Raw genomic sequence first — 20,967 nt, forward strand, 5'->3', positions numbered from 1 at the left:
TCTACATCTTGTCAACAATTGCTTATTTAGATTTAACTTGATTCGAAAGTATTTCCATCCCATACTACCAATATCGTTAATTGAAAAAGGATCCCCCAAAATATGCCTTTCTTCAATTTCCATTCTCAATTAGTAACCGCGCAGCAAATTCATTTTGTTTTCTAAATTACGCTCACCGTTTAACCATTGCTCTAAGCTCGGTTTAAAAATTTCTAAACCGCGCTCCACATAACGAGAAGAATGACTTGAGAAATGTGGTGATAATGTAACATTTTCGCATGCCCAAAGTGGACTATTTGCAGGTAATGGTTCAATTTCGTATACATCTAATACTGCATGGGCTATTAGCTGTTCTTTCATCACTTGCACTAACACATTTGTATCAACTAAATCACCTCTGCCAAAATTCATAAAAATGGCTGATTCCTTCATTAATTTGAAATGTTCATATCCTAATAAATGCTTCGTATATTTTGTTGATGGGAGCATTGAAATAATAATATCCGCTTTCGGCAAATATTGTGCCATATCCCCTAATAAGTGTGTTTCATCCATATAAGGTGCTGCTTCCCCTGAACGGTTGCAACCAATTGTGTAAACATCAAATGCTTGTAGAATACGACCGATTTCACTACCAATCGCTCCAGGTCCAATAATCAATGCCGTACTCCCATTTAACTCTGACAAAGTCGTTTTTTTATTCCACTGACCTTTCGACTGCTGTTCATAAATAAATGGCAGGCCACGCTTTAATGCTAAAATATGTGCCAAAATAGATTCTGTCATCGGCTTTTTATGGATGCCGCGCACGTTAGAAACTAAAATGTCACTTTTGGCAATCGCTGCTGCTGGCATTTTTTCAACCCCTGCCGAAGCTACGAAAATCCACTCCAAATTTTGCGCCTCGTCGACCAATTGCTCCGTTAAATCCTCACCATACGTTACTAAAATTTGCGCCTCTCGCAAATTAGCTACATCTAATTTTGAATCAAATTTAAAATCTACTTGTGGAAACTGCGCGATTAACGGCGCTTTTAAATCTTCCCTCGGTTCAAATGTGAAATAAACCATCACCATAAAAAAATCCCCCTTGTACAATGATTCTATGTTCATTGTTTTTTATCGATGTTTTAAATAGTTTAACACATCTTCAATATGATTTTTCACTCGAACTTTACGCCACTCTTTTTCAACAATGCCCTGCTCATTAATTAAAAAAGTTGTTCGCTCAATCCCCATATACTCTTTACCGAAATTTTTCTTCAGCGTCCATACCCCGTAACTTTCTGCTATTTGGTGATCCGCGTCCACTAATAACGAAAATGGCAGCCCATGTTTTTCAATAAATTTCGTATGACGACTTGCATCATCCATGCTTACTCCTAAAATGACTGCATTAAGATTCGAAAAATCCTCATGCGCGTCTAGGAAATCACATGCTTCAGTCGTACATCCAGGGGTCATATCTTTTGGATAAAAATAAAGGACTACATTTTTCCCCTTATAATCCTCTAAATGTATTAACTCTCCCTTTTCATTAACTAATGAAAAAGAAGGAGCCTTTTGATTTTCTAATAGCATCGAATAAAACCTCCTATTTTATCTTCTATCGTACAAAACATTGCTCGTCGTTTCAAATTCTTTGGCGTTCATTACGAATACATATTACAATAGTAGAGAAATTATTTATCGTAACTATTTGGAGGAATTAAAAATGAATCACACGAAATCTGAACAACTTCATGAAGAAGCATTAAAACATATTGTTGGAGGCGTTAATAGTCCTTCGCGTTCGTATAAAGCAGTTGGCGGTGGTGCCCCTGTATTCATGACTCGCGGAAAAGGCGCATATTTTTGGGATGTAGATGGCAATCGTTATATTGACTACTTAGCTGCATACGGACCTATCGTAACAGGTCATGGTCACCCACATATCGCAAAAGCGATTGCAAGCGCAGCCGAAACAGGTGTATTATTCGGGACGCCAACAGAACATGAAATTACTTTCGCTAAAATGTTAAAAGAAGCGATTCCTACATTAGATAAAGTTCGCTTCAATAACTCAGGAACAGAAGCTGTTATGACGACAGTACGTGTTGCACGTGCTTATACAGGTCGCACTAAAATTATTAAATTTGCGGGTTGTTATCACGGTCACTTCGACCAAGTATTAGTTGCAGCTGGTTCTGGTCCCGCTACACTTGGTTCTCCAGATTCAGCAGGTGTTCCAGAAAATGTCGCTACAGAAGTCATTACTGTACCTTTTAATAATGCAGAAGAATTCACGCTTACAATGGAAAAATGGGGAGCACAAATTGCCGCTATTTTAATCGAGCCAATCGTAGGGAATTTCGGGATTGTTGAACCAAACAAAGACTTCCTTGAACATGTACACGCGTTAGCAAAAGAATACGGTGCATTGACAATTCACGATGAAGTCATTACCGCATTCCGTTTCCACTATGGTGCAGCACATACAATGTTAGGATTAACACCTGACTTGGTAGCACTTGGAAAAGTAATCGGTGGTGGTTTACCAATCGGTGCATACGGCGGTCGTCTAGAAGTGATGAATACCGTCGCTCCACTTGGACCAGCTTATCAAGCAGGCACTATGGCTGGTAACCCTGCAAGTATGCAAGCAGGTATTGCGTGTTTAGAAGTTTTACAACAACCTGGGATTTATGAGGAAATGGATCGTTTAGGTGCATTACTTGAAGCGGGTATTTTAGAGGCAGCAGTAAAATATAATGTAACAATTACTGTAAATCGTCTTAAAGGTGCTTTAGCGGTATACTTTACCGATGAAAAAGTAGAAAATTATGAGCAAGCTGAAAATACAGACGGCGAAAAATTCGGACGTTTCTTCAAGCTCCTGATTTCTCAAGGTGTTAACTTAGCCCCTTCAAAGTATGAGGCTTGGTTCTTAACGACTGAACATACAGAGGCAGATATTAACGAAACAATTCAAGCTGTCAATTATGCATTTTCAAAATTATAATTAAGTATGAGATCGTCCATTCATAGCATTTAGTTTTTACGAGCTACTATTGTAGAATAGTATCATTCCCACATAGTAGCTCGGTTTAAATTCGACTCAAAAGAAGGAGCCAATCCCTATGAAATTAGGTGCACGTGTTTTAAAAACGGGCGTTGCAATTGTATTTGCTCTATTTTTAGCAGAACTTTTAAAAGTTCCCTCTCCTGTATTTGCTGGGATTGCTGCGGTATTCGCCATACAGCCATCCATTTATCGCTCTTATCTTACAATTTTAGAGCAAATTCAAGGTAACTTAATTGGTGCGGTCATCGCTGTTTGTTTCGGACTAATTTTCGGTCATCACATCGTTGCAATTGGGATCGCTGCTATTATCGTTATCGGACTAATGATGAAACTAAAATTAGAGAAGTCCATTTCGCTAGCACTTGTAACAGTTATCGCCATTATGGAAGTCCCTGGAGATGAGTTTCTAATGTTCGGCTTAATTCGCTTCGGTACAGTCATGCTCGGAGTATTTGCAGCGTTCATCGTCAACTTAATCTTTTTACCTCCTAAATATGAAGTTAAATTATTTAAAAATATTAATTCTGTCCAAGATGATATTATTCGTTGGACTAGACTTGCTGTTCGTCAGGCAAGTGAACACGTATCAACAAAAATAACAATTACAAAATTAAAATCGCGTTTAAATGAATTAAATACGATGTATGATTTTTTCAAAGAAGATCGTAGCTACGTAAAGAAACAACAATTCGCAAAGGCGCGGAAACTTGTTGTGTATCGACAAATGATCCTAACATCTAAAAAAAGCTACGAATTACTAATACGACTACACAAACATGAAAATGAACTTGGTAAATTGCCGAAACAATTTCAATTTATCATTCAAGATCGTCTAGATTTTTTACTGACATATCATGAGCAATTATTATTAAAATATACTGGAAAGCTAAGACCAGAGCATTCGAAATGGACACGTCACGAAGAATATTTACAAGGTGCTGAATTAATGGAGCGATTCATCCAGCAAATCGCCTCCGCTCAGGAAGAGGCTACTGAGGATGAACAATTTTCAAGCTATCACTTACTTTACATTTTATCGCGGATTTTAGACTACGAAGAAAATTTAGAGCACCTAGATACGCTAATAGTTTCTTACCGCAACCATCATAGTAAAGAAATAAATATTGATTTAGAATCGGATTTTTATTAATAAAAAGATGGTGGGACGCTTTTTATTTTCAACGTTCCACCATCTTTTTAATTTCTAACGAAGCATTTCCTTCACCTTTTTATAAAACTTACTCCATTGATACGTTTAATAATTTGTCCGAGCCAGTTGGATGTGGTTTGAAGCCTTTCACACCCGATTTTGCACCAAGTAATGGCGTTGAATGTGCAAGTGGTACCCACGGGGCATCATCGTGAATAATTTCTTGCGCCTTTTTGTATAAATCATTTCGTACATTTTCATCTGTTTCAGATTGCGCTTTAATTAATAAATCATGTACTTCATCATTCTTATAGTACGCGTAGTTATTACTTCCAATATTGTCTTCATCTAATAATGTGTAAATAAAGTTATCTGCATCTCCGTTATCGCCTGTCCAACCAAGCATAAACGCATCTGCCTCACCGTCTTTCGCTTTATCTAAATACGTTGCCCATTCAAAAGTAACGATTTTCGATTTCATTCCAATATCTTCTAAATTCTTTTGAATAACTTCAGCAACTTTAGCACCATCTGGCATGTATGGACGTGGTACTGGCATTGCCCAAAGTTCAATTTCTTTGCCATCATAACCCGCTTCTTTTAATAATGCTTTTGCCTTTTCTGGATCGTACGGATAACCAGTAATCGCATCATTATAACCGCTAATTGATGAAGGCATCGGGTTTACTGCAACTTCTGCACGTCCTTCAAAAAATGCATCAACAATTCCTTGTTTATCAATTGCATAGTTCACCGCTTGTCGTACAAGCTTATTATCAAATGGGGCGCGCGTATTTGTTAAGCCTAAATAGCCAATATTCATCGATGGACGTTCAATTAATTGTAAATCCGCATTCCCTTCAACTGTCTTACCATCTGAAGGGTTAATCCCGTCCGCTAAATCGATTTCTCCAACAATTAATGCATTTAAGCGAGCGGAGTTATCTGGCATCGAGCGGAAAATTACTTTATTTAATTTTGGTAAACCTTCTTGCCAATAGTCTTCAAATTTTTCGATTGTAATGGAGTCATTTCGTTTCCATTCTGTAAATTTAAATGGCCCTGTACCAACTGGTTGATCACCAAACTTATCTCCTGTTGCTTCGAATGCTGTTGGTGATGCAATACCGAATGGGCTCATCGCTAAGTTTTTTAAGAATGGAGCTTGTGTGCGAGAAAGTGTGAATACTGCAGTATAATCACCTTGTGCCACAACATCTTTAATAATATCTTCACCTTCTACTTTAAACATAGAGTTAAAGTAGTAGAAATCCTCTTCTTTTCCTGCTTTCCAGCGATTAATATTTTTTATTATAGCTTCTGCATTAAAGTCTGTGCCATCATGGAACTTTACACCTTCTTGTAATTCAAATGTATAAGTTAAACCATCGTCACTAATTTCCCAAGATTTTGCAAGACCTGGGTTAATTGTTGTATCCTGTTCTCCAAAATTAATTAATGTTTCAAATAAATTTTGAGTTACTTTAAACGACTCCCCATCCGTTACAATACCTGGGTCAAGTGATACGGAGTCTGCTCCACGACCAAATACTAAATCTTGAGGTATTGAAGGGCTTGCTTCTTCTTTTGTAGCGCTATCCGTACTGCCATCCGTATTTGTTCCATTTTTATCTTCATTTGGAGAAGTTGCGTCATCTGAATTACACGCAACTAAAAATACTGACATTGCTAAAAGCAACATAAGTCCTAAAAAATACAATTTCCCTTTCTTCAATAAAATTCCCCCTATGTTTTGTCCTATTATCATTGCGGCGCCTCATTATATAAATGCTACGCTACATAATGACCTCACTTAACTTCTTATAGTTTTGGGACAACTTTTTCACACTGTTCCACCGTATGTGGACAACGCATATGAAATGTAAAAGTTCGGCAGCTCGGAATTTCGACTCAAGCTTCCCATCTTCATAATATCTGAAAATTCTAATTTTATTTTAGATTATAATATATTTCTATATTTTACAAGTTTTATCTTTCGCAAGTCTCTTTATCGATCGATTATTCACCTTTTAACTAAATTTCAAAATAAAAAATAGCCTTCGATTAATTGCAATCAATCGAAGGCTATTTTAAATTCAATTAGTTTTTCATTTTCGGATCGAGGGCATCACGTAAACCGTCTCCCATTAAGTTAAAGCCAATAACCGTTAACATAATAGATATCCCTGGGAAAATCATTGCCCATGGTGCGCTAATAAAGTAAACGCGTGCATCAGCTAACATTTTTCCCCACTCTGCTTGTGGCGCAACTGCACCTAACCCTAAAAACCCTAATGCAGCAGCTTCAATAATAGCTGTAGCAATCGCTAATGTACCTTGTACAATAACCGGTGTCATAGAGTTTGGTAAAATATGTTTCCACAATATGCGTGAGTTTTTCATACCAATTGCTCTCGCCGCTACAATATACTCTTCTTGTTTAATCATCAATACACGAGAACGGATTAACCGACCAAATGTAGGTACGTTAATGATGGCAATCGCAATTAATGCATTTTGAAGTGATGGTCCTAAAATCGACACAACTGCAATCGCAAGTAAAATACTTGGGAATGCGAGCATAATATCAAAAATTCTTGAAATGATTGTATCAATCCAACGACCATAGTAACCCGCAATAATACCTAGGAAACTTCCCATTATAGCTGATAGTAATACTGCTGAAAAACCAACTGTTAATGAAATGCGAGCCCCATATAAAATTCGCGAAAAAATATCGCGTCCTAAATCATCCGTTCCAAACCAATGTTCTGCGGATGGTGGCTGTAATTTGTTTGATAATAATTGGTCATTCATTCCAGATGGTGCAACTAGAGGACCAATAAACGCTAGTATAATAAAGAACGTAACAATCGCTAATCCGAAAAGAGCCGCTTTACTTTTCTTAAAGCTCCGCCAAGCCTCTTTCCATGGACCTGCAACTTTTTCCTGTGCAACGATTTGCTTTGATGCTAGTTCAGACATGTTGATCCCCCTTTCTAGTTGTATTTAATTCTTGAATCAATAACCGTGTATAATATATCAACAATTAAATTGATCATTACGAATATGAACGCAACGATTAGAATACCCGACTGAATTACTGGATAGTCACGATAGCCGATCGCCTCATAAATATAACGACCGATTCCTGGCCAACTGAAAATTGTTTCTGTTAAAATCGCTCCACCTAAAAGCATTCCTAGCTGTAAACCGATAATTGTTAATACTGGAATTAATGCATTTTTCAGTGCATGCTTATAAATAACAATAAACATTTTTTGCCCTTTTGCACGAGCTGTACGAACATAATCAGAGCGCATTACTTCAAGCATTGAAGAACGTGTCATACGTGCAATAATAGCAGTTGGTATTGTTGCTAGTGCTATACCTGGTAAAATTAAATGCTTAAACGCTACAACAAATTGATCAAAACGCCCTTGAATAAGCGTATCAATTAAGTAAAAATGTGTAATCGCATTTATTGGGTCGCGAACTTCTTCACGTCCTGAAGTTGGAAGCCAGCCTAAGTTAATACTAAAAACCCATTGTTCCAATAATCCAAGCCAGAAGATAGGCATTGAAACACCGATTAAAGCGATAATCATTGCCACATAGTCAAACCAAGAATTTTGGAACCAAGCTGAAATAATCCCCGCGTTCATACCGATAATGACTGCTAAAATCATTGCAAAAATTGCAAGTTCGAATGTCGCAGCTAAATACGGCCAAACCTCGCTCGAAATTGGTTGCGCTGTTCTTAAAGACTCACCTAAATCTCCTGTAAGAAGACCTTTTAAATAATCAAAATATTGCACATACCAAGGATTGTCTAGACCTAATTTTGCACGTAATGCGGCCATCGCCTCTTGAGTTGCTTGTTGCCCTAAAATTACCTGTGCCGGGTCGCCCGGAATCGCACGAATAATTAAGAAAACAACAAACGTCATCCCAAGTAATACCGGAATTAAGTGTAAAAGCCTTTTCCCTATGTAGTGAAGCATTGTCTTCACCTCTCCATTAATCATTTTCGAAATAGCTACTTCTGCTTAGTACTTTGAAGTTTTGTTAACTAACTTCATCAACAAATTTATACACCTATGTAGAATTTGATTCTATTTTGAGTGTGCCTTATGAATAACTTAGTTTATAAAGAAAGAGGGAAGGATAGGCAAGAAACCTCCCCTTCCTCTTTAAAGATCCTATTCCATTGAAACGTTTTCTAAAGATTCAGAACCTGTTGGGTGTGGTACATAACCCTTTACAGATGTAGAAGCACCAAGTAATGGTGTTGAGTGTGCTAATGGTACCCACGGCGCATCGTCTTTAATAATTACTTGTGCTTGTTTGTAAAGTTCTACGCGTTTTGCTTCATCAACTTCCGATTGTGCTTTGATTAATAAGTCATGCACTTCTGGGTTGTCGTAGTAAGAATAGTTATTTGAACCAATTGTATCGCGGTCAAGTAATGCATATAGGAAGTTGTCTGGGTCACCATTATCACCAGTCCAACCTAACATAAATGCATCTGCCTCACCTTGTGAAGCTTTTTCTAAATAAGTAGCCCATTCAAATGTAACGATTTTCGATTTCATACCAACGTCTGCTAAGTTCTTTTGAATAACTTCAGCAACTTTTGCTCCGTCTGGCATGTATGGACGTGGTACTGGCATTGCCCATAGTTCAATTTCTTTACCGTCATAACCAGCTTCAGCTAATAATTCTTTTGCTTTTTCTGGATTGTAATCATAGTCTTTTACTTCATCGTTGTAACCTGAAATTGAAGATGGCATTGGGTTGATTGCTACATCAGCACGACCATCGTAGAATGCATCAACAATCGCTTGTTTATCAATTGCATGGTTTACTGCTTGACGTACTAATTTGTTATCAAATGGTGCACGAGTTACTGTTAAACCTAAGTAACCAATGTTCATTGATGGACGTTCGATTAATTGTAAAGCAGCGTTATTTTCAATTTGTAAACCATCAGATGGGTTAATTCCATCTGCTAAATCGATTGCACCTGATACTAAATCATTTAAACGTGCTGAGTTATCTGGAATTGAACGGAAAATTACTTTATCTAGTTTTGGTAATCCTTCTTTCCAGTAGTTTTCATTCTTTTCAAGCGTAATTGAGTTGTTACGTTTCCATTCTACAAATTTAAATGGACCTGTACCTACTGGATTTTCACCAAATTTATCACCTGCTGCTTCAAATGCAGTTGGTGAAGCGATACCGAAAAGTGCCATTGCAATATTTTTTAAGAATGGCGCTTGTGGGCGTGATAATGTAAATACAACTGTTTTTTCGTCTGGAGCTTCTACTTTAGCGATAATGTTTTCGCCCTCTGCTTTAAACATTGAAGTGTAGTAATAGAACTCGTCTTCTTCGCCCGAGCCCCAACGTTCAAAGTTTTTCACTACTGCTTCTCCGTTAAAGTCTGTACCATCATGGAACTTAATACCTTCTTCTAACGTAAACGTGTAAGTTAAACCGTCTTCAGAAACCGCCCATTCTTTTGCTAAACCAGGTTGAACGGATGTATCTTCTTCATTGAAATTTAATAAAGTTTCATAAATGTTTTGTGTTACTTTGATTGACTCACCGTCAACAATTACTGCTGGATCAAGTCCTACAGAGTCTGCTCCCCGGCCAAATACTAATACTTGTTCTTTTTCTTTCGATTCGCCGTCACCTGAATTTTTATCAGATGAACCTGAATCACTGTTACTGCCACATGCTGCTAAAACTGAAATTACTAGTACTAGCATAAATCCGAGTGACCAAAATTTGTTCTTCATACCTTTACTTCCTCTCTTCTTATGTATTTATATCAAACGTTACTGTTCATTATATAAATGACAAGCAACTGAGTGACCTCGTTTAATTTCTCTTAGTACAGGTGCTTTTTGTTTACACTCTTCCGTAGCAAATGGACAGCGTGTATGGAATGTACAGCCAGTAGGTGGATTGGATGGACTTGGAATATCTCCAGTCAGCAACATTTGCTCCCCTTGGAATTCTGGATCCGGAATAGGTACAGCCGAAAGTAATGCTTGTGTATATGGGTGCAACGGTTTATCGTACAATGATTCGCTCGTTGCAAGTTCTACCATTCGACCTAAATACATTACTCCTACCCGATCGCTAATATGACGCACAACCCCTAAATCATGAGCAATGAAAATATACGTTAACTTTAAATCTTCCTGTAGCTGTTTCATTAAATTTAATACTTGCGCTTGAATGGATACATCTAATGCAGATACAGGTTCATCCGCAATTATTAATTTTGGATTTGTCATAAGCGCGCGAGCAATACCTATACGTTGGCGTTGACCACCACTAAATTGGTGCGGGTAACGTTGTGCGTGATATTCACTTAATCCAACAATTTTTAAGTATTCCATTACTTTTTTCTTGCGTTCAGTAGCATCCCCCATGCCGTGTACAATTAATGGTTCTTCCAAAATTTTAGCAATTGTATGGCGGGGATTAAGTGAAGCATATGGGTCTTGAAACACCATTTGAATTTCACGACGAATTTTCCGCATGTCCTCGTTGGATAAACTCGTTAAGTCCGTACCATCAAATTCAATTTTCCCTTCAGTTGGTTCAGTTAAGCGCATTAATGTACGTCCCGTTGTTGACTTCCCACAACCTGATTCACCAACGATTCCTAATGTTTCACCTTCAAATACTTCAAACGAAACATCATCAACAGCCTTTACATGCCCTGTCACACGTGCAAACATACCTGATCGAATCGGGAAATACTTTTTTAAATTATCAACTTTTAATAGTACTTTACTCATTGTTTGATACCCTCCTCTACTAAGAAGCAACGAGATTTATGTGTACTCGATAGTTCAAATAACGCTGGTGTTTCCTCCATACAACGATCTGTTGCATACTGACAACGAGCAGCAAATCTACACCCGGTTTTAATGGAGCCTGGTTTCGGAACATTACCAGGAATCGAAAATAAACTATCTTTTTTATAGCGCATATCTGGAACGGATTGTATTAAACCTTGTGTATATGGATGCTGTGGATTTTTGAAAATCTCTTTTACGGGCGCCTCTTCAACAACTTGCCCTGCATACATAACAACTACACGTTCACACGTTTCTGCTACCACACCTAAATCATGCGTAATTAATAAAATGGCTGTATTTAAACGCTCATTTAAATCCTTCATTAGCTTTAAAATTTGCGCTTGAATCGTTACATCTAATGCTGTTGTAGGTTCATCCGCAATAAGTACTTTCGGATCACATACTAATGCCATCGCAATCATGACACGTTGACGCATCCCACCAGAGAGTTGATGAGGATATTCATTAATTAGCTCTTCCGAACGAGGTAAACCTACTAACTTCATAATTTCAATCGCTCTTGCTACAGCTTGCTTTTTTGACCAAGATTTATTATGTATACGAATCGCTTCTATTAGTTGATTCCCTATTGTAAACAATGGATTTAACGATGTCATTGGCTCTTGGAAGATCATCGCAACGTCTTTACCACGAACAGCACGCATTTGTTTATCCGTTAATTTTGTTAAGTCCTTGCCTTCTAACAGTATTTCTCCGTTCGTAATTTTTCCTGGTGGGCTTGGCACTAACCCCATGATGGACAGTGATGTTACACTTTTACCACATCCAGATTCCCCTACGATGCCAAGAATTTCACCTTCATGAACATCAAAATGTATATTATCTACAGCTATAACTGCGCCGTCATCTGTGAAGAAAGTTGTTTCTAAACCTTTCACATCAAGAAGTACTTTACGTGTCATCTTGCTCCCCCTATTTTCTGAATAACGAATTTCGAATAGACCTTATAATAAACCATAGTCTAACAATATACAATATTCTAAAAAATATTATTCATTTAATTTTCAGAACAATAGCAAAAATATGATTTTGTACACTTTAAATATCAAAAAGTTATAAAATTATAGTATTCGGAATTTTCCGAATACTATTCTAGCATACATTTTAAGAGAAATTGATTTCTTTTTAACAAGAAAAAGCACATCATTTCAAATTCAAAATGATGTGAATTTATCTAGATAAATTCAATTTTTGCTTCAATACATTAAACTATTACTAAAAAGCCGCGACTTGCATCTTTTATCTAATTTAATTTTTGCACTTGGAATAAATTATAGTAGGCACCGTTCTGATTCATTAACTGTTCGTGATTGCCTGACTCTACAACTTCCCCATGTTCAATAACGAAAATTTTATCTGCATGCGTAATTGTCGACAAGCGGTGTGCAATGACAATCGTTGTACGGTCACTTGCAAGTCGGTCAAGCGAATCTTGGATTAACGCTTCACTTTCTAAATCAAGTGCAGAAGTCGCTTCATCTAATACTAGGATTGGCGGATCTTTTAAGAATACTCGTGCAATCGCGACACGTTGCTTTTGACCACCAGACAGCTTGACGCCGCGCTCGCCCACTTTCGTATCATATCCTTCAGGCAAATTCATAATAAACTCATGAGCATTGGCAGCTTTTGCAGCGGCAATAATTTGTTCGTCCGATGCAGTTGGGTTCCCCATTAAAATATTTTGCTTTACAGAATCACTAAATAAAATATTATCCTGTAAAACAATTCCGATTTGTGCGCGTAAAGATGATGTTGTCACATCTCGAACATCCAAATCATCAATTTTCACCGCACCCTCTACAACATCATAGAAGCGTGGAATTAAGCTGACAATAGTCGATTTACCACCGCCACTCATACCAACGAACGCCACTGTTTGTCCTGGTTCAATCGTGAAATCCACGTTATTCAATATTGTGTTGCCATTTTTTTCATATTTAAACGTTACATTTTCAAATTGTAACTTCCCTTGTACTTTTGGCAATTCAATTGCATTGTCCTTGTTTTGAACATCGTATTTTTCATCCATTAATTCAAACATCCGGTCCATCGAAGCAATTGACTGTGTTAATACTGTCGATGAGCTAACTAATCGACGCAGTGGCCCGTAAAGTCGGTCAATATAAGCATAAAACGCCACCATAACACCGATTGTTAGACCATCATTTAAATACTGATAACCTGCATAACCAATAATAATTAATGGTGCCATATCGGTAATCGTATTAACTACTGCAAAAGATTTTGCGTTCCAACGCGAATGATCTAGCGCCTTATTTAAAAATTCTCCATTTGTTTCATCAAAAATTTTCTGCTCATGCTTTTCCAAAGTAAAACTTTTAATAATACTCATTCCTGCAACGCGCTCGTGCAAATAACTTTGTACACCTGCTAATGCTTGCGAACGTGCACCCGTTAAGCTACGTAACTTACCGAAGAAATACTTTACACTAATCATGTAAAACGGTAATGCAATAAGTGAAACAAGTGTCAGCTTCACATCCATTTTAAACATGATTGCTACAACAATAATAATCGTGACAAGGTCTAGCCATAAATTCATCAAACCTGTCATAACAAAGTTTTTCGTTTGCTCAACATCGTTGATAACACGTGAGATGACCTCTCCCGCGCGCGTATTGGCATAATATTTTAAGCTGAGCTTCTGTAAATGCCCATAAAGCTCTTTACGAATATCAAACAAAATATTATTACTTAAATTTTGGGCAAAATATTGGCGGTAATACTCGATTGGCGGGCGAATAACGAAGAACAACGCCAACCCGATTCCAATCCATGTAAATAGTTGCGATGTTTTTTCATCTTTTGATAAAGTATCATTTAATAAAATATCGTCTAATACAATTTGTAATAGCCAAGGTAAAAATAATGGAATTGTAAATTTAATAATCCCAATAATTATTGTTAAAAAGAGTAGAAATTTATACGGCTTTACGAAGCGCATATACCGTTTAATACTGTCCAATTCAAAAAACACATCCCTTCAAAATTTGCGACATTCCCTATCTTATCACAAACATATAGTTGAATTGAGTTTTCACCCTTATATGAAGTATTCACATTTTTTCAAATCAAAAAACATAAGCAAACAGATTTAATCACACCGTTTACTTATGTTTTCGTTATTCTTTATTTGCTTGAATTTCACTAAGTAGTTCGTAACGGTTTGTCCAAACTTGTATAAAGTCCGGCGCGAATGGTCCACGGCGCTGTTCAATCCAACTAATTAACGTTTTTACATTTCTCTTTAAAATTTTATCAATTACTTCTGGATAGTTCATTTCCTTTTTATGCTGTTCATATTCATCCTCATCTAACAATGCATGGCTCATGTCGGGAAATACTTTGACATCAAGATCATAATCAATATACTTTAAACAATTATTATCAAATACAAACGGAGAACTAATATTACAATAGTAATAAACCCCATCATCTCGAAGCATACAAATAATATTAAACCAGTGCTCTGCATGGAAATAGCAGATGGATGGTTCACGTGTCAGCCATGTACGTCCATCCGATTCGGTAACAAGCGTTTTTTCATTTGCCCCAATAATAATATTTTTGGTCGCCTTTAAAACCATCGTTTCTTGCCAGACACGGTGGATATTACCGTTATGTTTATAGCTATGTATTTGTATCGTTTCTCCTTCTATTGGTAATGCCATTTGAAGCCCCACCTTTTCGTCTAAGATAAAAATTCTAGCAGTCTTTATGTCATTATAACAATGGTTTGACAAAACTTATAGTTAGATTATCATCATTTCCGTAATTGTGAGGAAAAAGATTCCTTTTGCATATTTTAAATGGGAAAAAAGCACATTCACTTGAATGTACTTTCTCCAGAATAATCACTTTTTAACACTTTATAGTTTTAGTTAGTACAAAATAAATTAGAATTTGTTGTTATTTTGTTTCGTAAATTGCTTATTACGCTGCTCAGTCTGTTGTTTTTGAGTTTGTTGTAATAATTGATTTAAATCTTGTTCCTGACCAAATTCCTCTCCATTATTTTGTTGTTTGTTCGTTTGTTGTCCTTTTTGAAATGGGTTGTTTTGATTTTTCTTCATCAATATCACCTCCATGCTTATTATTGTGGTCTGAGGTAGATTGAAATATGCATGTCTGTTATTGGTAATACTGATGTGGAACGCTCAAAAAATCCTTCTATTTTAACTTCTCCCAAATTTTTAACATTGGCACAGGCATTGGTAAATCAGCAATTTGCTCCTTTGTAAAAAAGGCTACATTTGCAGGTAACTGCCCCGTAATCTCTTTTGCATCCACTAAATAACTTTCAACATTCCATTTTAAATGAGAAAATATATGTTTAAAGCTAATTAACGGAATTAAAACCGCATCTAAATTTAATTCATATTGTTCAGCTACCTTTGTTAAGCTAACCGCATTGGCATCACGTTCAATCATAATGAATTGCCACATGTTAGCGAGCAAGCCACTTTCATCGCGTTTCTCCATTAAAAATCGCCCTTCGCTATCTCGCACGACAAATACATCGTAATGTAAATCTTTCGTTTTCACTTTTTTCGTTTTCACCGGTAAACTTGTCGGATCTCCTTCATGAAAAGCGGTGCAATAATCTCTTACAGGGCAAAGTAAGCATTTCGGTGAAGTGGGTGTGCAAATTAATGCGCCGAGCTCCATCAATCCTTGGTTAAAGGCCGATGTATTTTCTACATCAATTAGTTTCATGACCGCTTCTTCAAATACTTTTTTCGTTTTTGGCAACGAAATATCCGCATCAATATTTAAAACACGGCTTAGCACTCGCATGACATTTCCATCCACTGCATGTTCTGGCTTCCCGTAGGCAATACTTAATATGGCACCTGCTGTATAAGGTCCCACACCTTTTAACTTTGAAATATCGACGCGATTATTTGGAACTTGTCCACCGTACACTTCTACTACTTCACGGACACCCGCTTGCAAATTTCGAGCGCGCGAATAATAACCAAGCCCTTCCCACATTTTTAAAAGTTCATCTTCAGGTGCATACGCTAAACTTTCAGCTGTTGGATACTTGTCCATAAAACGATCATAATACGGAATAACTGTATCCACTCTCGTTTGTTGGAGCATTACTTCAGAAACCCAAATTTTATAAGGTTCAGTAGTATGTCGCCAAGGTAAATCGCGATGTTCTTTCTTAAACCAAGCTACTAAAGATTGTCGAAATTGTTTCGTATATTGATAATTCACTGTTTCCTCCAAAAATTCGATTTTATTTTATTAAAAAAGGGTATATTATTATAATAAGCATTTTGTAAAATATTTCCGTTCCTTAACGGTTCCACTAACGAGGAGATGATTAATTTGGATTCAGGCACACATTTCGTTATGGGAATTGCTTTAGGTGGCTTGGCACTTGCCGATCCCGTCGTAGCAAGTCACCCAGTTACATTTACCGCAGTAATCATAGGTACAATTATCGGCTCACAAGCTCCGGATATTGATACAGTTTTAAAACTTCGAAATAATGCGACCTATATTCGTCATCACCGTGGAATCACACATTCGATTCCCGCTGTTTTCCTATGGCCTATTTTAATTACCGCTATTTTAGCGTTAATTATGCCCGAAGCCAATGTATTACACCTATGGATATGGACACAACTTGCTGTATTCCTTCATGTTTTTGTTGATATTTTCAATGCTTATGGCACACAAGCACTTCGACCATTTTCGAGAAAATGGGTCGCACTAGGTGTAATTAATACATTCGATCCGTTCATTTTTACTATTCATTGCATCGGTATTTTACTATGGGTCCTCGGTGCAAATCCAGTCATCACTTTTATCATCATGTATGTCATAATTATTGGTTATTACATTTTGCGCTTCGCTGTACAAAAGGCGATAAAACAAGCCGTTCATCATGCAATACAAGATGAGGATTTTGTTATCATTGCACCTACAATGCGCTTTTTCCACTGGCGAATTGCTGCAAAATCAAAAACACATTATTATGTTGGACGTGCTTATCGAAGAACCGTCAATATTTATGATAAATTTGAAATTCATCCGATTCCTAAAACAGAGCTTGTCGAAACCGCGTTGAAAGACCCGAATATGGCTGCTTTTTTATCATTTTCTCCGCTACATCGTTGGGAAATTTCAGAGCTTGAAAATGGGTTAACTGAATTGCGCCTCATCGATTTACGCTATCGAAGCAATGATCGCTATCCATTTGTTGCAGTTGCGCATTTGGATGAACAATTAGCAATCGTTAATTCCTACACGGGTTGGATTTTTACTGAAGATAAACTTCAAAAAAAATTACAAATCGGCGCAGGTAATGAATGATCCGTTCCTCGTAGCATCATTGCGTACAAATTTCTAATCTTGTTTTACGGACAAACAAACCTCCTTGAAATTATAAAATTCAAGGAGGTTTTATTTTAATTTAACGTGTCTTCGCTACTATCTAATAAATGCGCATATTTTGGATTACGCCCCGCAAATAAATGCAGTTTGTCACCGTAGCTTGTAATTAATTGACGCACTAGATTTTCCGTATATTCTGTGCCGCGATAATTATAGCCAGCTTTAGCTGAAGTTGCTTCAAAATCACTCCACAATAACTCAATCCAAACTTTTGCGCGCCCTGTTGGCATTTCAGGATTTTTCGCTAATAATTCCTGTGTTAGCTTTTCGATTGTGTTCTCCAATTTATTTTCCTACTTTCATTGGTTGTAAAATGGATACTGGTAACGCTTCTTCATAACGATCGCTTCCTAAACGATGTCCCCATGCGAAACGCCCTTTTAAATAATCCACTTGGAAAAACTCTCCCGGTGAACCTGTAATGCGGTACATCTCTCCTGGAATAATCGTATCTAAATCTACTAAGTAAGCTTCTGCCATTAATGCTTTACGCTCGTATACTGCAAATTCATTTACAATGCCTAGTTGCTCTGCTTTACGCGATTTTTCACGGATATTTGCAATTTCTTGGCGTAATTCTTGCTCGGTCATTGAGTTATAGTTTAATTCATTCATGTTGTTCTTGCTCCTTTTGCTCGATAAATTGATTGATCATTTCTACTGGAAATCCTTTTTGGTAAAGTGCTTGCTTTACTTTATTATGCAGCTCATACCCAGTAAATTTAGAAGAAAATTTGCGCCATATTTTGTCGCCTTGATTTCCTATTAAATTTTCCCACTCATCTTCTGCACGCTCGAAACTCATCTGTTCTAATATTTCCGTTACTACTGTATAGGAATAGCCTTTTCGTAGCAACATATCTTGTATCTTTTGCTTTATTTGTACTGGTGTTTTATTGCTGTTTGTACGCACAGCTTTTTCAGCTAATTCCATTGCTAACTTTATTTGTTCTTCATGCTCAAATGTTGCAAGCACTTGTTGCTGTAAGTTTTTATCAATGCCTTTTTTTATTAAATCTTGACGAATTGCAGCTGGTCCCTTTTTTGCCGTTCTTTTGCGCGTTTCTAGTAATGCCTTGGAATAACTGGCATCATCTAAAAAGCCCAGCTTCGTCAATTTATGTAACGCTTCTTGAACGACTGCTTCACCGTGCCCAGCTGTTAATAATTTAGTGCGCACTTCATGTTCACTGCGCATTTGATAACTTAAAAAGTTCAATCCTTTATTAAACGCCTTAGCGATTTCATCTTCATATTGTATTTCATCTATTTCTAACTGCTCAAGTATTTTACCTTTTTGCAAGCCAAATTTGATAAGCGTGTTCTCATCAACAGCAAAAGTATACTGTTCGTTTAAATAAATATTATAGCGTTCTGGATTATGTTTTTGGCGACCAATCTTTGTAATTGTTTGCACCGGAACACCTCATTTCAGCTTTTTTACTAACATAATGGATGCATTCCAATTTAGTATACATCTTTTTACTTAAACTTTCTTGAACGGTATACTAAAAATAAATGATGTCGCTTGGAGGGCTCTTTATGAAAATTGCAATTGCTGGTGGAACAGGAATGGTCGGTAAAAAATTTAGCAATCTCCTTTTAAAAAGCGGACATGAAGTTATCGTGTTAACTCGCGGAGAAAATCGATACCAAAATGGCATTCGATTTGTAAATTGGCTTACAAATTCAGCAACTCCTGAAACTGCACTGGAAGGTATTGATGCATTTGTTAATTTAGCTGGTGTTTCATTGAATGATGGACGCTGGACAGTACAGCAAAAAGAAAAGATTTATCAAAGCCGTATGAAATCTACTGACGAAGTACTGAGAATAATTAAGGCGTTGCAAAATAAACCCCACGTTTATATTAATGCTAGCGCTGTTGGCATTTATCCAGTTTCCACAACTACCATTTATACAGAAAACTCTACACTAAAAGCGAAGGATTTTTTAGGTACGGTCGTACAACATTGGGAGCAACGTGCACTGGAAGTTGAAGAACTTGGTATTCGAACTTGCCTAACACGATTCGGTGTCATTTTAGCTAAAGACGAAGGAGCCTTACCACTTATGACACTTCCTTATCGACTCGGTGTCGGTGGGACAGTGGGCTCTGGTAAGCAATGGATTAGTTGGATTCATATTGATGATGTAGCAAATGCATTACTATTTGTCATTGAAAATGAAACACTTACTGGTCCTATTAATTTCACTTCTCCAAATGTTAAACAAATGAGGAATTTCGGGAAATCTATAGGTGCTGCATTTCACCGCCCACATTGGCTACCTGTCCCAAGTATTGCATTAAAACTTGCACTCGGTGAAAAGAGTGCACTCGTATTAGAAGGGCAATATGTTATGCCTGAAAAATTATTACAGGCAAATTTTCCATTTAAATTTATTTCCGTTGAGGATGCAATTACGGATCTTTATAGCAATTAATTGGCTTCGTATTTTCTCTATAGTCAATTTTCCATTTTTAACTTCAAGCTATCTAATCGTATATATTTTTTTCATATGCGCAACCTATTTGAAAAAGGAGGTTGCTTTTTTTATGCTTAAACATAAACAACATGTCATCGGTATTCTTTTCATTATAGGTGTGACATTTATTTCATTTATGTCTGTCGCCGATGCGGAAGAATTCCATTGGGGCTTTAAACCGAGTCGTGATGGCGCAACGGTTGAAATTGGTCAACCATTAGAAGGACTTTTAGAAAAATACGGTGCCATTTATAAAGGAAATGGCGATCAAAAAGTTGTCTATCTGACCTTTGATAATGGCTACGAAAACGGTTTTACAGAAAGTATTTTAAACACATTGCGTGAAGAAAAAGCGCCTGCAACATTTTTCTTAACAGGTCATTATTTAACGAGCGCAACCGATTTAGTAAAAACAATGATTGCTGATGGTCATAGTATAGGCAATCACACGGACGGGCATCCGAATTTGACTCGACTTTCTGCAAGTGAAATGCAAAAGGAATGGCAGCAGTTTGATGCGAAATTAAAAGAGCTGACAGGTATCGAACGTACAATTTATACGCGCCCACCAGCAGGGGTTTTTAATGAAGAAGTTCTAAAAGCCGGAAATGAAGTTGGATACCGCCATATGTTCTGGTCCATCGCTTTTAAAGACTGGATAAAAGATGAACGTCGTGGCTATGAATATGCTTATAATGCCTTGATGAACCAATTACACCCTGGAGCAATTATTTTAATGCACACAGTTGCGCAAGATAATGCAGAAGCTCTCCCTAAATTTATTCAAGAAGCCAAAAAGCAAGGTTATACTTTCGGCTCACTCGATGATGTAGTATTGGAATACGAAGGTGTCGTTGGCTGGTAATGAATTAGACAGACCTTGCTATTTTAACTAATGTAATCGTTTAACTAAAGTCCCGCTTCTT

20 protein-coding genes are annotated in these 20,967 nt (G+C 37.0%); 5 read left to right on the forward strand and 15 right to left on the reverse strand.

Features of this window, described 5'->3' with window-relative positions; genetic code table 11:
- Positions 1 to 129 precede the first annotated feature (129 nt).
- Entirely contained in the window at positions 130 to 1,074 is a 945-nt protein-coding gene (locus tag MHI10_RS18325) for a D-2-hydroxyacid dehydrogenase (RefSeq protein ID WP_445683230.1), read from the reverse strand.
- A 45-nt stretch (positions 1,075 to 1,119) separates the two neighbouring features.
- Positions 1,120 to 1,581 (reverse strand): thioredoxin-dependent thiol peroxidase, encoded by a 462-nt coding sequence (gene bcp, locus MHI10_RS18330; protein WP_340787962.1) that lies wholly within the window; start codon positions 1,579 to 1,581, stop codon positions 1,120 to 1,122.
- Positions 1,582 to 1,714: 133 nt separating this feature from the next.
- Here bcp and MHI10_RS18335 point away from each other — a divergent pair, with 133 nt between their 5' ends.
- Both MHI10_RS18335 and MHI10_RS18340 read left to right on the forward strand, forming a co-directional pair.
- Positions 1,715 to 3,001: a glutamate-1-semialdehyde 2,1-aminomutase gene (locus MHI10_RS18335; protein WP_340787965.1), complete on the forward strand. Its 1,287-nt coding sequence runs from the start codon at positions 1,715 to 1,717 to the stop codon at positions 2,999 to 3,001.
- Between the two features lie 118 nt (positions 3,002 to 3,119).
- On the forward strand, positions 3,120 to 4,214 hold the full coding sequence (locus tag MHI10_RS18340) for an aromatic acid exporter family protein (protein WP_340787967.1): 1,095 nt from the start codon (positions 3,120 to 3,122) through the stop codon (positions 4,212 to 4,214).
- A gap of 88 nt (positions 4,215 to 4,302) precedes the next feature.
- On the opposite strand, the gene MHI10_RS18345 is transcribed toward MHI10_RS18340, so the two are convergent.
- From MHI10_RS18345 to mutY, 10 genes are all read right to left on the reverse strand, one after another.
- A complete protein-coding gene (locus MHI10_RS18345; RefSeq protein WP_340787969.1) occupies positions 4,303 to 5,949 on the reverse strand; it encodes an ABC transporter substrate-binding protein in 1,647 nt (548 codons plus the stop codon).
- Between the two features lie 365 nt (positions 5,950 to 6,314).
- Positions 6,315 to 7,199, reverse strand: a complete 885-nt coding sequence (locus MHI10_RS18350; RefSeq protein WP_340787972.1) for an ABC transporter permease — start codon at positions 7,197 to 7,199, stop codon at positions 6,315 to 6,317.
- Positions 7,200 to 7,213: 14 nt separating this feature from the next.
- Positions 7,214 to 8,218: an ABC transporter permease gene (locus MHI10_RS18355; protein ID WP_340787974.1), complete on the reverse strand. Its 1,005-nt coding sequence runs from the start codon at positions 8,216 to 8,218 to the stop codon at positions 7,214 to 7,216.
- A 198-nt stretch (positions 8,219 to 8,416) separates the two neighbouring features.
- Positions 8,417 to 10,021 carry an ABC transporter substrate-binding protein gene (locus MHI10_RS18360; RefSeq protein ID WP_340787977.1) on the reverse strand — a complete coding sequence of 535 codons (1,605 nt, stop codon included), beginning with the start codon at positions 10,019 to 10,021 and terminating at the stop codon, positions 8,417 to 8,419.
- A 39-nt stretch (positions 10,022 to 10,060) separates the two neighbouring features.
- Positions 10,061 to 11,035, reverse strand: a complete 975-nt coding sequence (locus tag MHI10_RS18365) for an ABC transporter ATP-binding protein (RefSeq protein ID WP_340787980.1) — start codon at positions 11,033 to 11,035, stop codon at positions 10,061 to 10,063.
- A complete protein-coding gene (locus tag MHI10_RS18370; RefSeq protein ID WP_340787982.1) occupies positions 11,032 to 12,021 on the reverse strand; it encodes an ABC transporter ATP-binding protein in 990 nt (329 codons plus the stop codon). Before MHI10_RS18370 ends, MHI10_RS18365 begins: the two co-directional genes overlap by 4 nt.
- Before the next feature lie 341 nt (positions 12,022 to 12,362).
- On the reverse strand, positions 12,363 to 14,108 hold the full coding sequence (locus tag MHI10_RS18375; RefSeq protein ID WP_340787984.1) for an ABC transporter ATP-binding protein: 1,746 nt from the start codon (positions 14,106 to 14,108) through the stop codon (positions 12,363 to 12,365).
- A 157-nt stretch (positions 14,109 to 14,265) separates the two neighbouring features.
- A complete protein-coding gene (ntdP, locus tag MHI10_RS18380) occupies positions 14,266 to 14,814 on the reverse strand; it encodes a nucleoside tri-diphosphate phosphatase (protein WP_340787986.1) in 549 nt (182 codons plus the stop codon).
- Between the two features lie 225 nt (positions 14,815 to 15,039).
- On the reverse strand, positions 15,040 to 15,216 hold the full coding sequence (locus MHI10_RS18385; RefSeq protein WP_340787988.1) for a hypothetical protein: 177 nt from the start codon (positions 15,214 to 15,216) through the stop codon (positions 15,040 to 15,042).
- A gap of 97 nt (positions 15,217 to 15,313) precedes the next feature.
- Positions 15,314 to 16,369 carry an A/G-specific adenine glycosylase gene (mutY, locus tag MHI10_RS18390; protein WP_340787990.1) on the reverse strand — a complete coding sequence of 352 codons (1,056 nt, stop codon included), beginning with the start codon at positions 16,367 to 16,369 and terminating at the stop codon, positions 15,314 to 15,316.
- A 114-nt stretch (positions 16,370 to 16,483) separates the two neighbouring features.
- Here mutY and MHI10_RS18395 point away from each other — a divergent pair, with 114 nt between their 5' ends.
- The gene (locus tag MHI10_RS18395; protein ID WP_340787992.1) at positions 16,484 to 17,473 is read left to right on the forward strand and encodes a metal-dependent hydrolase; all 990 of its coding nucleotides are present in this window, start codon (positions 16,484 to 16,486) and stop codon (positions 17,471 to 17,473) included.
- Positions 17,474 to 17,568: 95 nt separating this feature from the next.
- Here MHI10_RS18395 and MHI10_RS18400 read toward each other — a convergent pair whose 3' ends face one another.
- The 3 genes from MHI10_RS18400 to recX are packed head-to-tail and all read right to left on the reverse strand — an operon-like array spanning position 17,569 to position 18,971.
- The gene (locus MHI10_RS18400) at positions 17,569 to 17,838 is read right to left on the reverse strand and encodes a YfhJ family protein (protein ID WP_340787994.1); all 270 of its coding nucleotides are present in this window, start codon (positions 17,836 to 17,838) and stop codon (positions 17,569 to 17,571) included.
- A 1-nt stretch (position 17,839) separates the two neighbouring features.
- Positions 17,840 to 18,169: a YfhH family protein gene (locus MHI10_RS18405; RefSeq protein ID WP_340787996.1), complete on the reverse strand. Its 330-nt coding sequence runs from the start codon at positions 18,167 to 18,169 to the stop codon at positions 17,840 to 17,842.
- Positions 18,162 to 18,971 (reverse strand): recombination regulator RecX, encoded by an 810-nt coding sequence (gene recX / locus MHI10_RS18410; RefSeq protein WP_340787999.1) that lies wholly within the window; start codon positions 18,969 to 18,971, stop codon positions 18,162 to 18,164. Before recX ends, MHI10_RS18405 begins: the two co-directional genes overlap by 8 nt.
- 125 nt (positions 18,972 to 19,096) lie before the next feature.
- Here recX and MHI10_RS18415 point away from each other — a divergent pair, with 125 nt between their 5' ends.
- A complete protein-coding gene (locus MHI10_RS18415) occupies positions 19,097 to 19,999 on the forward strand; it encodes a TIGR01777 family oxidoreductase (RefSeq protein WP_340788001.1) in 903 nt (300 codons plus the stop codon).
- 112 nt (positions 20,000 to 20,111) lie between these two features.
- Positions 20,112 to 20,906 carry a polysaccharide deacetylase family protein gene (locus MHI10_RS18420; protein WP_340788004.1) on the forward strand — a complete coding sequence of 265 codons (795 nt, stop codon included), beginning with the start codon at positions 20,112 to 20,114 and terminating at the stop codon, positions 20,904 to 20,906.
- Positions 20,907 to 20,967 lie beyond the last annotated feature (61 nt).

Source organism: Solibacillus sp. FSL K6-1523, from assembly GCF_038005225.1.
GTDB lineage: Bacteria > Bacillota > Bacilli > Bacillales_A > Planococcaceae > Solibacillus.